This is a genomic window from Skermanella stibiiresistens SB22, assembly GCF_000576635.1.
Lineage (GTDB): Bacteria > Pseudomonadota > Alphaproteobacteria > Azospirillales > Azospirillaceae > Skermanella > Skermanella stibiiresistens.
Map to the genome: position 1 here is coordinate 1 of NZ_AVFL01000065.1, position 13042 is coordinate 13042.

At 65.2% G+C, this 13042-nt stretch carries 11 protein-coding genes and 1 pseudogene; 5 read left to right on the forward strand and 7 right to left on the reverse strand.

What is annotated here, in order from left to right; genetic code table 11:
- The 3 genes and pseudogenes from N825_RS38435 to N825_RS34710 form a co-directional block, all read right to left on the reverse strand.
- Positions 1-185, reverse strand: a pseudogene (locus N825_RS38435) (IS5/IS1182 family transposase); the annotation flags it as partial.
- A gap of 28 nt (positions 186-213) precedes the next feature.
- Complete coding sequence (locus tag N825_RS40045) at positions 214-864, reverse strand: recombinase family protein (RefSeq protein ID WP_084165372.1); 651 nt, start codon at positions 862-864, stop codon at positions 214-216.
- A gap of 152 nt (positions 865-1016) precedes the next feature.
- Positions 1017-1463, reverse strand: a complete 447-nt coding sequence (locus tag N825_RS34710) for an IS6 family transposase (protein WP_425423770.1) — start codon at positions 1461-1463, stop codon at positions 1017-1019.
- A gap of 144 nt (positions 1464-1607) precedes the next feature.
- On the opposite strand from N825_RS34710, the gene N825_RS34715 reads away from it, so the two are divergent.
- The 4 genes from N825_RS34715 to N825_RS34730 are packed head-to-tail and all read left to right on the forward strand — an operon-like array spanning position 1608 to position 6709.
- Complete coding sequence (locus N825_RS34715) at positions 1608-1979, forward strand: hypothetical protein (RefSeq protein WP_037461838.1); 372 nt, start codon at positions 1608-1610, stop codon at positions 1977-1979.
- Entirely contained in the window at positions 1957-4032 is a 2076-nt protein-coding gene (locus tag N825_RS37395; protein WP_084165374.1) for a caspase family protein, read from the forward strand. Before N825_RS34715 ends, N825_RS37395 begins: the two co-directional genes overlap by 23 nt.
- On the forward strand, positions 4011-6026 hold the full coding sequence (locus N825_RS37400; protein ID WP_084165376.1) for a radical SAM/SPASM domain-containing protein: 2016 nt from the start codon (positions 4011-4013) through the stop codon (positions 6024-6026). The genes N825_RS37395 and N825_RS37400 overlap by 22 nt, the downstream gene beginning before the upstream one ends.
- A complete protein-coding gene (locus tag N825_RS34730) occupies positions 6023-6709 on the forward strand; it encodes a hypothetical protein (protein WP_037461841.1) in 687 nt (228 codons plus the stop codon). The genes N825_RS37400 and N825_RS34730 overlap by 4 nt, the downstream gene beginning before the upstream one ends.
- A gap of 15 nt (positions 6710-6724) precedes the next feature.
- Here N825_RS34730 and N825_RS34735 read toward each other — a convergent pair whose 3' ends face one another.
- Both N825_RS34735 and N825_RS34740 read right to left on the reverse strand, forming a co-directional pair.
- Positions 6725-8932 carry a glycosyltransferase family protein gene (locus N825_RS34735; protein WP_037461844.1) on the reverse strand — a complete coding sequence of 736 codons (2208 nt, stop codon included), beginning with the start codon at positions 8930-8932 and terminating at the stop codon, positions 6725-6727.
- Complete coding sequence (locus tag N825_RS34740; protein WP_157619760.1) at positions 8929-10074, reverse strand: glycosyltransferase family 28 protein; 1146 nt, start codon at positions 10072-10074, stop codon at positions 8929-8931. Before N825_RS34740 ends, N825_RS34735 begins: the two co-directional genes overlap by 4 nt.
- A gap of 71 nt (positions 10075-10145) precedes the next feature.
- Here N825_RS34740 and N825_RS34745 point away from each other — a divergent pair, with 71 nt between their 5' ends.
- Complete coding sequence (locus N825_RS34745; protein ID WP_157619761.1) at positions 10146-10967, forward strand: hypothetical protein; 822 nt, start codon at positions 10146-10148, stop codon at positions 10965-10967.
- 328 nt (positions 10968-11295) lie between these two features.
- Here the strand turns inward: N825_RS34745 and N825_RS34750 are convergent, their stop codons facing one another.
- Together N825_RS34750 and N825_RS38440 are read right to left on the reverse strand one after the other, a co-directional pair.
- Positions 11296-11640 carry a hypothetical protein gene (locus N825_RS34750; protein WP_037461851.1) on the reverse strand — a complete coding sequence of 115 codons (345 nt, stop codon included), beginning with the start codon at positions 11638-11640 and terminating at the stop codon, positions 11296-11298.
- A 902-nt stretch (positions 11641-12542) separates the two neighbouring features.
- Positions 12543-12839 (reverse strand): protease inhibitor I42 family protein, encoded by a 297-nt coding sequence (locus N825_RS38440; RefSeq protein WP_157619762.1) that lies wholly within the window; start codon positions 12837-12839, stop codon positions 12543-12545.
- Positions 12840-13042 lie beyond the last annotated feature (203 nt).

The window sequence follows — 13042 nt, forward strand, 5'->3', positions numbered from 1 at the left end:
TAGCTCCTCGGCCGGCCCCGTCGCTCTGTCATTGCCGGTGTCCACACGGCGATCGCCTCGGGCGTCACCCAGACCGTTAGGCTGCCACGCCGCTGCAGCGCAGCGTCATATTCGGCCCAATTCTCATTTTTGTACCGCGCCTTCGGGATCCTGTGGCGGCGCGGTTCATTCGCCTTGTACGGCATCAGGGCCCTCGGGTTCAGCGGACGACCTCTATACCGATCCGCCTGCCGCCGCGAAAGCTCTACGGCTGTTTTTGCACCAAGGTCCCGCGAACACGCCCTGCATCTGGAGCAGCATCTGCTGCTCGGGGCTGTCGCCGAAGGCATGGTTGAGGAACACGACCTCGCAGCCGGCCCGCCTGAACTCGTCGATCACCAGCACCTGATGGGCAAAGTTGCGGGCCAGACGATCGGGGGAGCAGACCAGCACGGCCGCGCAGGTCCCCTCGGCGACGAAGTCACGCAGCCGGTCGAGCCCCGGTCGGGCCAGGGTGGTGCCGGTCCGGCCGTCGTCGCGGCAGATCAAGCCGGCTGCCAAGTGCCAGCCAAGCTTTTCGGCGGCCCGGCGCGGGGCATCGATCTGGCTGTCAATTGTCTGCTCCCTGTCCTGCCGGTCTGTCGACACGCGGGCATAGGCCGCCGCCAGCATCAGCGGACCCGTTGTCGCCTTGGCGCCGGTAGCAGCGCTGCCGTGACTTCTCTGCGGGTCGACACCGTCGAGGTGTACAGTTGAAGCAGCTCGAAGGCCTGTCGTATCCGGTGTCTGGCATCTCGGCATGGGATCAGTTCTCCGACAATCTCGACCGGCCGGTCGTTGCCCTCGGCAATTGCTGGCATCGGCGGATCTGTTTCTGGACGGCATGGGCCACCTCCCCGCGCGTCCATGTGCGCACAGGAACAACCGCCTGGGGATCAACTCGATGCGCAGGGATCACAAGCGCTTCTGTCCACCGGAAAACCTCTTGCCCTACTCGGGCGTCCGACGCCACGCCAGAGGTTGGATCGCCTCGAAGCTCAAGCGGCTTTCGATTCCGACCATATCAGCTCGGTCACCATGACACGCGGCGCCCGGCGCCGCTTCTTCAGCAACTTGTGCGGCAGGCGCTTGGCAGCCTTGGTGTTGCGCCGGCTCTGAATCAGGACGTCGAGAACGACGTCGTCCTGGTCGACGGCACGCCAGAGATGGTGCTTCTTGCCCGCGATCTTGAGAACGACCTCATCCATATGCCACTTGTCACCGGGCCGGGGCAGCCGCTGGCGGATGATGTTGGCGAACTCCTGGCCGAACTTGAGCGCCCACTGCCGGATCGTCTCATGGCTGACCATGATACCCCGGAAAGCCAGCATCTCCCCGACCATCCGAAGGCTGAGCGGAAAGCGATAGTACAGCCAGACCGTGTGGCTGATCAGCTCCGGAGGGAAGCGGTGGCCGGCATAGCAGGTCTTTGTCGTGCTCGTCATGCCGGCCTCATAACCAACCCGTGCTGCTCCGGCAACCCAGCCCGCCGCCAACTTGACGATGCCTTCGCTGAGGTACGCCTCTTCGGTAATCCTTGGACTGATACTTCAGATATAGTACCCAATCGCACCTTCTGGTGATGGGGAATGACATTCATCCTGTTATCGACTTACCGTTTCCTCAATGTTCTTATGACGGGTTCAATGGATAGCCTCGGTCGCTTCGTTGCATACTTCCGCGCAATACTTCTCGGAACCATCGCAACGGGTGCCGTCGGCACGGTGCGGGCGCAGACCGGGAGCGACGAGCTCGACTGGCAGGCCGCGCGTGCGGCGGGGTCCATCGCGGCATTCGAGCAGTATCTGCAACACCATCCGCTCGGCCGGCATGCGAGTGAGGCGTTCATCTTCGTTGCCCGCATGTCGGTAAGCCCAGACTGGACTCCGTCAACCGACGAACCGGCGTTGTCGCCAGCATCCCGCCCGGGACAGTCCAATGACGTCGCCGACGTCTACTGAACGGGTCGGCATCGGACCGACGTTCCGTCGTCGGTTCCGGCAGTTCCTGCTGGCATGCCTTGTCCCAGCCTGCCTAGCTCTACAAACCGCGTCGTCCGCCTCTGCGCTTGAGCGGCGGGTCGCTTTCCTGGTCGGGAACGGGGCGTACCAACGGGTCAAAGTCCTGGGCAACCCGGTCAACGACGCCGTAGCCCTAGCCAAGAGTTTGAAGGACCTACAGTTCCAGATCGAGCTGATCCGGGACGTCGGGCATGCCGAAATGGAGAAGCTGGAGCGCCGTATCGCCTCCTTCGTGAACAACGATACCATCGCGATCTTCTTCTATGCGGGGCACGCGGTCCAGTATCGGGGCAAGAACTATCTTCTCCCAGTCGAGTTCACGCCAACGCGGCCGACGGATCTTCCTGCCAAGAGCCTAGCGCTGGACACCATCCTGAAGGCGATGCACCTGGGCGGAGCCAAGATTGCCATCGTCATCCTGGATGCCTGCCGCGACAACCCGTTCGGCACCGCGGACGAAGCTCTGGGCAAAGGGTTGGCGCTCATCGAGCGGATTCCCGACGGCGCCCGCAGTCGAACCGAAACGCTCGTCGCCTATGCCACGGAAGCCGGGCTCGTCTCCTATGACGGGTCGAGGAGCACCAACAGCCCTTATACGGCGGCTCTGATTTCCGCCCTGGAACGGCCCGGCCTGGCCATCGAGGACGTCCTTCGCGAGGTCCGGCTGAATGTGCGGGAGGCTACCAACAATCGCCAGCTGCCCTGGTTTTCGGGAAGCCTGGAAACCAAGCTTGTCCTGCGGACAGAGCAACAGTTATCGGCCCGGCCGCCGGCGGGCGCCGGCATGGATCTCCCCGCCGTCCACTGGCGAACCATCGAGTCCAGCCAGGATCCCGGCGATTTCCGGAACTTCCTTGATCTCCACGGAGCCAGTCCCCTGGCCTCCCAGGCCCGCAGCGTCCTCGCGACGCTCGAAGCCGGCGGCGCCGCAGACCCCTTGCCGGAAGTCCTCAGCCCTCGGGCCGAATTCCGGATACCCCAGGGAGAGGGCGGCGAACTCGACGCTCTGGTCAAGGATTGCGACATCGTCGCCAGCGACGACGAGGATTTCGCCAGGGTCGCCGATCCGGTGCGCTACGGGCTCGTCAACACGCGCCAGGCATTGCGGGTCTGCACGACGGACTTGGCGCGCGATCCGGATAATCCCCGGCTCAAGTTCCTGCTGGCGCGCGTGCTGGAGATCGCGCGCCGTTACGAGGAGGCACGGGAGTTCTACCGCATGGCCGCGGATGACGGCTACGCCGCAGGGATGACCAACCTGGGAGCCATGTACCGCAGCGGGCGCGGCGGACCGGCGGACGATACCAAGGCTTTCGAGCTGTTCCGGAAAGCTGCCCGGTCGGGAAGCCCGCGCGGCCGGGTCAATCTCGGCAACATGTTCCTGCTCGGGCGGGGAGCGGCGAAGAACGAGGCGGAGGCGATCTACTGGACCCGTCTGGCCGCCGATATCGGCTGGGCGAAGGCGATCAACGCTCTCGGCAACATATACGAGAATGGCCAAGGACTGGAGCGCGACGACGGGGCTGCGTTCGCGCGGTACCAGACTGCGGCGCAGCTCGGCCTGAGCGAGGCAATGAACAGCCTCGGCCGTTTCTACGAGGAGGGTCGTGCCGTGCCGCAGGATCTGACCCAGGCGGTCCGGTGGTACGAGCGCGCGATCGCCGAAGGCGACCGGTTCGCTCCCTACAGGCTCGGGCGCCTCTATCTCTGGGGTAAAGGCGTCAGGGCCGATACGGGCCGGGCAGTCGCCCTGTTCGAAATGGCGGCCCAGCGCGGGTTCCTCGATGGGTTCGCCGAAATCGGTAAGATTTTCGAGGACGGCAAGGGCCGGCCACGCAACATCGAGCGGGCCTATTTCAATTATCGTCTTGCCAGTCTCGGCTCCAACCACAAGGGCGAGGCCGAGGCGCGTCGTCTGGATGCGATGCTGCCGGCCGAGGTGAAGGAACGTGTCGAGCAGGAGGTCAGGGATTGGCAGCGCCACAATCTTTAGCTGCTCCGACCCCAGCTCCTCCGGCGTTCGGCGGGTATCCCGGCCTGCTGGTGCGGCTCGAGGTGGGCCTGGCGCTCTACCGGGCGAGTCGGCATGATGCAGGCGACACCGGAGACCGGACGCGGCGGACGGTTTGCGACGATTTCCTGGCCGCGCTGGGCGAGTGGTCGGCGGACCTGACGCCTGACGGGTTGCCAGACGCCGCTGCCGAGTCCGGCGGCACCCGCGCCGCCGTCGGCTTCGCCCATGTGCTCGCGGCGCGCGCCGCGGAGAAGGACGGCGACTGGCCGGCGGTTCTGCGTCACGCCAAGGCGACCGTCGCAGCGGACCAGCAGGACGTTTACGCCCAAACCCTGTTCGACCGGGCACGGGCCCTGCTGGCGGGACAGGCCGCCATCGACGAGGACGATCTGCGCGGACGTTTCTGCTCGCGACCTTTCCTGGAACTCGAGATCAGGGCGGACGGGAGCGTCTACACCTGCTGCTCAGCCTGGCTGCCGCTTCCGATCGGGCATCTTGACCGCGACCGGCTGGACCGGATTTGGAATTCCGACGCCGCGCGGGAGATACGGCGCTCCGTCCTCGACGGAGACTATCGCCATTGCAGCCGGCTCTACTGCCCGGAGATCGCCGGCGGCAAGCTGCCGCGCCGGGAGGATGTCGGCGATCCATTCCTTAAATCGGTGATCGGCGGCGGCACGACCGTCGTGGACCGGCGCCCTCACCGCATCCTGATGTCCCAGGACCGGAGCTGCAACCTATCCTGCCCATCCTGCCGGCAAGAGCTGATAGTCGCGTCCAGGGACGAGGTCGACCGGCTCGACGACATGGTCAAGTCCCAGGTCTACCCGTTCCTTGACGGGGTCGCCGAAGTCAAGGTCACGGGCAGCGGCGACCCCTTCGGCAGCCTGCATTTCCGCCGCCTCATCCGCGATCTCGGCACGCTGCGAGGGTCCAGTCTCAAGCTCCAGATCCAAACCAACGGCGTGCTGTTCGATGCGCGCGCCTGGACCGAACTCCAGCTTGAAGGGCGGGTGTCCAGCGTTTGGGTGTCCACCGATGCGGCCGACCCGCTGACCTACACCGTCGTTCGGCGCGGAGGCTCCTGGTCGCGGCTGCTCGCCAACTTCGCGTTCCTGGGCGAGCTTCGCCGCCAGGGCCGTATCGGGCAGTTGAGGTTGGATTTCGTCGTCCAGACGCGCAATTTCCGGGAGATGCCGGCCGCCGTCGAACTCGCCTTCATGCTCGGGTGCGACGGCGTCTACTTCCAGATGATCCGGAATTGGGGAACCTTCTCGCAGGGCGAATTCGAGGATCTCTTCATCGGCTCTCCGGACCACCCGGATTTCGCCGAATTCCTCGAAGTCCTCCGCCACCCCAACCTGGACCGTCCCGGCATCGATCTCAGCAACATCGAAGATCTGCGGCGTCAGGTCCTTGCCGGGAGCGTCCATCCGGCAAGGACGTGCCCGGCCGGACCGCGCGCGGTTCCCGACGAAGGGGCTGGGTCGGGGAGCGACGAGCAGCCCGCCATCGTCGCCCGGTTGCGGGACGCCGACATGCTGGTCGGGTGCGCCGGCACCTTCGACACCGTCCCGCTGCCGCCCGGTCATGCCGGGCGGGATCGGCAGGGAAACGACGATGCCGGAAGGCTCATCCGCGACCGGTTCGGGGCTACCCTGCCCGCAGGGTATCTTGTCCTTCCGTCGGCCACGCCTCCGGGGGGACCGGACGCCGCCGCGCTGCGCGGCCTGGATCGGCGGGTTGCCGACCTGCTGCCGGAGGCCGTCGTGCTGCGCTGGAGCGGGATCGATCCGGCAACCGGCTCCGCCGTCCATGCGCATCTCGCCACCCGGTCACCGCGGGTCGCGGTCCTGCTGGTCGCGCGGATTCCCGGCTGTGCCCTGGTCGCGCGCGGAACACGGTTCGAGACGGCGGACTGCGTAGGGGCCGGTTGGAACGATATCGGGTCAATGGGGATGAAACAGTCATGATGACCACAGTCGAACGCCTGTTCCGGACGCTCCCGTCCGTTTCCCTCGGCGTCGCCGTCCTGGCCCTGGCCGCGTGCGAGACCACCAACATCGCCACGGCGCCGCCCAGCCGTGGGGCTTTGGCGGTGTCTTCGCCCTCCACGAGGCTGGCTTATGCGATGCCCCGGGAGCCGGCCAGCGCGCCGCTCAGCGTCAACATTCCCGGGTCGCCGTCCCGATCGCTGGACTCGGCGACGGCGTTGCTCAGGCAGGCTGGCCTGAGGATAGACCAGGCCGATCCTGAGCTGGGGATCGTGGTCGCCCGGTATGCCGGCGATCCCTCCCGGTTCGTCGATTGCGGCACTATTACGGCGACGGACCGCTCCGGCCGGACACGCCAAGTCGAGGCGGAAGCCCCGTCAGCGGTCTTCGACAGGCGGTCCGGGTTTCAGACGTTCGCGGTCCAGCGCGATCTCGATCTCCATGCGCGCCTGGTGCTGCGCGCCCTGCCGAGTTCGACCGGCACCTGGCTGTTCGGCGTCGGGACCTATGTGCTGACAAAGCAGGTGTCCGTTCCCGGAGACCGTCCCAGGACCGAGACCATCGCGTTCGAGAGCGGCCAGACCGGCCGCTTCGCGAAGGGTACGGTGTGCGCGCCGAACGGTCTGCTGGAGCAGCTTGCGGTACCGCCGCCCGGTACGTGACACGCGGGTCCCGGTTCAGGTTTCGGGCCGGTCGGCCCGCAGCATGTACGCCATCTCCGTGATGATCCCGGCCGCCTGGTCCGCGCCGTTGACCGGCCCAAGGATTGACATGGCCCGCGCCAACGTCGCCCGGTTCTCCGGAACCAGCAACTCGGCGAAACGCCTGCCCAGCCCATAGGGATCGCCGGCGTGGGCATGCAGGGCCATGCCCCGCCGCACGGCCCAGCGGGCGCGCGCGCCCTGGTCGTCCATCATCGGGTGCTCGTTCGGCACGAACAGGGTCGGCACCCGCCCCAGGACGAGTTCATGGAACATGTTGTAGCCGGCGGCGCTGACTGCCAGATCGAAAGCGTTGAGATAGCGCGCGATCGGATAGACGGAGGGCTGGCGCACCTCCGGCCCGACCGGAAGCGGCTGCTCGGCGATCGGCGAGCGGACGGCGACCAGCGTCACGCCGGAATGGTCTTTCGCGACCGTCTGCAACCGGTGCCAGGCAGCCCTGTAGTCGAAATTGTTGCCCGAGCCCAACTGGACGAGCACGCACGTCCCTTCGGCCGGCAGGTCCAGTGCGGCCCGGGCGGCAGCCCGGGTCTCGGCTTCGGCCGGATTGCACAGGCGCACGGGAGCAAGGAACCGCGTCCTGGCGACACTGAGCGTCGTCGGACCCCGATCGACCACAGCCGCGAGCTCACCGGGCTCCAGCACCGCCTCGAAGGCGGATTCCCGGCCGATGGCTTCGGTACCGCTGCCCTGGCGCCACATCGCCCGGCGCATCCAGATGGGGATCATGCCGGGATGGCGGTGCAGCGCGTCGAGCAGTCCCTGGTGGGGCATGTTGCCGTCGAAGACCAGCACCTGGGGACAGTAGAAGTTCAGCAATTCGGCAAGTTCCTGCGCGAGGAAGCGGTTCCAGCGCGAGATATCAACCCGGGAATGGTCATGAAAGCTCAGATGCTCGACCATGAATCCTTCGCGGCGGACCAACCGGATCGCCTGCGACATGGTCGCGAAGACAGGTTCGACGTCTGGAGGCAGGCGGCGCGCGATCGCCAGCATCCGCGTCAGGTGCCCTAGACCGATGCCGTTCGAGGTCATCAGAAGCACGCGCCGGGGTCCGCGCCTGCCCCAGCCCCTGTCCGCCAGGGCGGCGCCGCGCACCAGGCGTCGGCACGGCGCGCCCAGCCTTTCCCGCAACCGGGCTTGGTGGCACCCGGGCCCGAAGCGCTCCCGGGCGACGGCGGCGCCGGCGAGACTTCGAGCTTGGCTGGCATCCGGGTCGCCGTGAAGCGCCAGCGCCAGCGCCGCGGCCTCGGCCGGCTCGGCGTAGCAGGCTCCTTCCCCGAACAGCGCCTCGAAACCGGGAGGCAGGACCACGACGCAACCTGCCGCCATCGCTTCGAGGATCACGCGTCCGAACGCCTCCACCCACCTAGGATGATGGTAGTAGAGGTAGAAGTCGACGTTTCGCAGAAAAGCTGGAGCGACGCCGTAGGCGAAGGGGGACACTTCCCATCCCGCCGGCAGCGGCCGGCCGACGAGTTCGTCGAGGAAGGGACCGCCGCCGAGCACCCGGACTGCGAAACGCGGATCGTCGGGATAGACTTCAAGCACGGCATCGCGGGTGGCTGGCCATTTAAGCGGGTCCGGGCGGCTGTGGCGCCCGATGACGCACCGCTGCGGGTCGGCGAAGGAGGTCCGGCGCGTGCTCCACGGATCAGGATTGAGAATGTTGAACCAGTCCTCCGGGGTCAGGACGGGTCCGTCCGCCACCCGGAGGAACTGCCGGCGGACCGCTGGACCGACGGGAGCCCACTCCGTCTCCCCGCCCAGCACCTCGGCGGTCGTGGCTGCGATCACGCGGTGATCGTAGAACGGTTGCCCGTCCCCGTCGAACGGAGGGTGGTGCACGACTACCAGCCGCTGTTCCGCGCGCACCCGGAGTGGCGCCATCGGCGCATGGGTGATGAGCTGGGGATGGTGGACGAGGATGAGCCCGCAGTGGATGTCCGACAGCGGATCGACAAAGTCGGCCAGCCCCTGATCGACGGCCGCCGCCAGTTCCGGATGGACCGGATGGGGATACCGCAGTACAGGTCCCTTAAAGGGGATCAGCGCCGTTCGGTAGCCGGCTGCGGCAGATGCGCGAATCTCTTCCAGGATCGCCGTCGAGGTCCCGCCTGGGAACCGCAGGTCAGCTAGAATCACGACATCATAGGTGCTCATGGTCGGGGGTCATCCGCCGTCCGGTTGGCGCGACAACGGGCGAGCGTGGCGACCAACGCGGCCGCCGCCGCCGCACCGTTACGGCCGTCCGCGCCGGCGAGCGGACGCAGCCGGCCCAAGTCGGCGAGGGTCGGCGGCGCCAGCAGATGGTCGAGCATCCGTCCCATCAGGGCGGCCTCGGCGGCGCGCAGGCACAAGCCCAGGCCGCGGCTTTCGGCAAAACGGGCGCGGGCGAGCTGATCGTCGTTTTCCGGGTGTTCGTTCGGGATAAACAGGGTGGGTACCGACGCCGCGGCGAGTTCGTGATAAAGGCCATAGCTGGCGGCGGCGACTGCGGCGTCGAATGCGTTGATCCAGCGCGCGTGCGGGAAACGTTCCAGCGGCACGACGCGCGGATCGCGGGCGGCTCTGCCGTCCGACATCAGCCAGGACGCCTCCACGACGTCCACGTCGCCGCGTGCCAGCAGGGCGTCGATGCAGCACCGGGTCAGATCCTGCCGATCCTGATTGTTGCCGCTGCCCAGTGCGACCAGCACCGCCGTGCGGTCCTGCGCGATGCCGAGGTCCGCGCGCGCTTCCGCCCGCGTCATCTGCTCGGAGTCGTCGAGCAGACGGATCGGCGGCACAGTGAGCGTACGGCTCCGATGGATGCGCGTCGGCCCCTGATCGAACGGCCGGGCAAGCTCGCCGGGTTCGATCACGAGGTCGAACCGGTCCTCGTGCGCGAGCAATGCCGCTTCGCGGCGCATGCGCCACATTCCAATGCGGCACCATGCCGTCGCCAGACCAGGACGGGCGCGCAGGGCGGTAAGCAGGCCGCCGTAAGGGACGACGCCGTCGAAGACCAGCGCGGAGGCTTCGTGGCTGTCGGCGATCAGGCCCAGTTCGTCGGCGAGACCAGCGTTCCACTCCGGCGCCGCCGCGCCGGTATACCGGTGGTAAGGCAGGTATTCGGCGTGGATCCCGAAGTCGCGGCATATTCCGAAAGCTTGCGACAGGGTGACGATGACCGGCCGAAACCCCGGGCCCAGACGGCGGGCGATAGCGATAGCCCGCGCCAGATGTCCCATGCCGACGCCGTTGCTCGTGAAGAAGAGCACCGTAATCCGCGGTGAGGTTGTACTGTAGACGATACCCCGCATGGTCCTCTTGCCGGCTTCTGATCGTGAACCCATTCTGCCGCAATCCGAACAAGGTTAACAGGGGAACCGGCGTGGTTGGGGATGCGTCATCCGGCGAGCTGGCTGAGGTGGTGACCCGCTTCGCCGCCGAACTGGCGGACTTGAGGGTGGAGGTCCGCAACGCTAGGCGGGCACTGGATGCGGCACTGACCGACGCCGAGGATCTGCGCCGGGAACGCGATCGCCTGCTGGAATTGGTGGTCCGGCAGGAGGCGTGGCTAACGCAGGCGGGACAATCGGGAGCACAGCCGAGAACGCATTCGGGGGAGCAGACGGAACGGCCCGAACGGCGGCGGGCCGGAAAGTTGCGACTCTTCACCCGCCGGTTCGGTGGAGCCTTGCGGCGGCAGGCGCTGGCCTCGCCACCGGTGCAGCCGGCCGCTATTCCGCCCTTCCAGCCAGCTGCCCGCGTCGCATCGCTGATGCCGTTCTCTCGTGACGGCGCCGAGCCCCGCCCGCTGCTGTTCGCCGCCGTCATCGGGTTGGTCCCGGCGGAACTGGATCGGGTGGTCGCCCTAGCGCAGCGGCAGGCGGAGAAAGCAGGCGTCCACGTGGTGTTCCTGACCGACTGTTCGGAACTGACCCTGTTCCGGCGCTACAAGGCCCTTGTCGAGTATCTGCCACCCGCCGGCGACCTTGCCGGAATGGCCGACCCGGCGGAGGTCCAACTGTACCTCGCGCGGAGACTCGGACTGCTTCGCCGCAAATGGCGGCCGGTCCGCGTCCTCGCCTATGGCAGGGACGCGCTGGTCTGGCTGGAGACCCTGACGGCCCTGCCCGACGCCGTGGATCTGCGCGGACTGTTCACGGCCGAGGACCGACCGCAGGGAGCGGCCGACGCGACCATGGCCTGATGAACGGTCCGCGATGGGCTGGGCTTCAGCGACGCCAGCCGAAGCCTATGGCGACGGCTGCGCCTGTCTTTCGGACTGCGGCTGGGGCCAGGGATTCACCGGTTCGATCGCTGGCGTGTCAGGCTGCGGCCAAGGTTCCACGGGGCCGATGCCGCGCGTGTCGTCCGGCGGTGCTCCATCAGTGCCGACTAAGCTGAGAAAAACGAAAGCTGCTGCGACAATGACCAAAACAACGACTGCAATGACCGTCTTCCGTCCCCCGATGCGCACAAATCCCTCCTGAACGATCCCCTCGCATCCGCAAGCCGGCCCCTGCGGCATTCGAGACTTATTTCGGCATCCAAAGACTTTCGACCGGTATCTCGGTGATGACGTCCTGTTGCAGCTGCAGGATCAGCTTCTTCAAGGGCTGTATGTCATCCAAACGCGCCAGTTCCGCCGCACGGGCCCGAACCGCCATGAACTGGTCGATATGCTCCTGCGCCAGCACATGGCGGCGTTTCATGTCCTCTTCGATGGTCTTGAGGGCCATGTAAGTAGTGGTATGTTCGCCGTAGAGCTTGCTGTAGCGCTCGATATCGTCGGTCAATTTGAGGATGGGTTTTGCGATCGCGAACAGCACGGAAACCGCGGAGAGCACCGACCAGATATAGACACCGATGCCGCTGATCATGGTCGCAATTCCGGCAACCCCGCTGCCGGAGGCCCCGGCCGCGATTATCCATTCGAACCAGAAGTTCTGTCTTCTGCGCCGCTGTAGCCGACAGCCATAATACTTTCTATTAAGTAAGGCAGTCCGGTATTCGTCATGTATCAACCTAGCGGTGCGTTCAGCTTCTTCGGCCGAGATTTTGGGCCGGGATTTCTCTGTATCCTCAATAGTTGCCATGCTGCCCCAACAACATCTGGCTGAATTCCTTCTTCAGCTGAGATTAACCTTAAGTCGATTGAATCTCAAGCGGACGAAATTGAACCGCACCACGGCGTTGATGAGATGGACATCCCCCGTTTCCGGTGCGGCAGCGCCACATGACGGACAGGACGTTTTTCATCAACGCCGTGGCCTGTTGTAAAAGTCTTCGATGTATTCTAAGATGCCGTTTTGGTCTTCTGCCTGACTTTAGTGCATAAATAAACACTTGCAACTTCAATGCCTTAGATTGAGGGTGCTTCTCATTATCGAGGCAGTTTCATCAATTTCGACCGATTTTTGCCTAGATGCGAGTGAATATTACCATCACTCTCATCTTAGTTATTTGATTTCACTGTAAAATTTTTGTTGAGATAGAAACGATTTATGCACCAACGTCCATTGACATCGGAGAATGCATCCCACGAGGCCGGAGACGTCTTGGCGGGTGTGAAGGCGGTGCCCATATGCTGCTGGTACAGTGGCTGTCGGCGATGGCCGCAGACATACCCTCCCGCTCGTCAGCCCTCATTTTCCCTCAAAGTAGTATCCCGATAAGCATCGACTGGCACGCTCCGTCTGCGAACAGCCTTTCAAACCGAGCACGTCCCAATGGCGGCGCAACTCAACTGAATCGGCCTCTGGAAATCCCGGCGCGTTTCAGTTTACCGCACCCGCAACAGGATGTGCAGTTCCTGCGCTGACGTACTCTCCCATGGCCTGCGCAGGATTAGCACCACCTCGTGCTCACCCGGCGTCATGCCACGCAATTTCAGTGTTTCCATCGTCGCATCACCTGGCGCACTGCTAGTACCGGGAGGTACCACGATTTCCAAATCAACGACTCCAGATGGAACCCGTTCAACCTGCCAGACATATCCTGCGGTAGCATGGCGCTTTAGAGGCACCTCGACAGTATTACCAGCAGACACTTCGAGTGTCATATGGCCTATATCAGCCATCAGCGCCTCCAACTGGGAACTGTTGCCTTTAGGCGACGGCGGGAATGGAAAAATATGTAATTGTAATTTTCAGGTTCACCACCTACCGGGCGGTCGGCGGGCGCCCACATGAAGACGCCCGCTACCTCCTGTTTAGTCTAACAAGCGTTCACGTCCACCACTTCTGCCAGACCTGATCATCGGTGCCGCGCACGAACACGTGC

What these genes read in the sequence shown, in the direction of transcription:
- N825_RS40045 (WP_084165372.1), bottom strand. Translation starts at nt 864, where the DNA reads ATGCCGTCCAGAAACAGATCCGCCGATGCCAGCAATTGCCGAGGGCAA.
- N825_RS34710 (WP_425423770.1), bottom strand. Translation starts at nt 1,463, where the DNA reads ATGACGAGCACGACAAAGACCTGCTATGCCGGCCACCGCTTCCCTCCG.
- N825_RS34715 (WP_037461838.1), top strand. Translation starts at nt 1,608, where the DNA reads ATGACATTCATCCTGTTATCGACTTACCGTTTCCTCAATGTTCTTATG.
- N825_RS37395 (WP_084165374.1), top strand. Translation starts at nt 1,957, where the DNA reads ATGACGTCGCCGACGTCTACTGAACGGGTCGGCATCGGACCGACGTTC.
- N825_RS34730 (WP_037461841.1), top strand. Translation starts at nt 6,023, where the DNA reads ATGATGACCACAGTCGAACGCCTGTTCCGGACGCTCCCGTCCGTTTCC.
- N825_RS34735 (WP_037461844.1), bottom strand. Translation starts at nt 8,932, where the DNA reads ATGAGCACCTATGATGTCGTGATTCTAGCTGACCTGCGGTTCCCAGGC.
- N825_RS34740 (WP_157619760.1), bottom strand. Translation starts at nt 10,074, where the DNA reads ATGCGGGGTATCGTCTACAGTACAACCTCACCGCGGATTACGGTGCTC.
- N825_RS34750 (WP_037461851.1), bottom strand. Translation starts at nt 11,640, where the DNA reads ATGATCAGCGGCATCGGTGTCTATATCTGGTCGGTGCTCTCCGCGGTT.
- N825_RS38440 (WP_157619762.1), bottom strand. Translation starts at nt 12,839, where the DNA reads ATGGCTGATATAGGCCATATGACACTCGAAGTGTCTGCTGGTAATACT.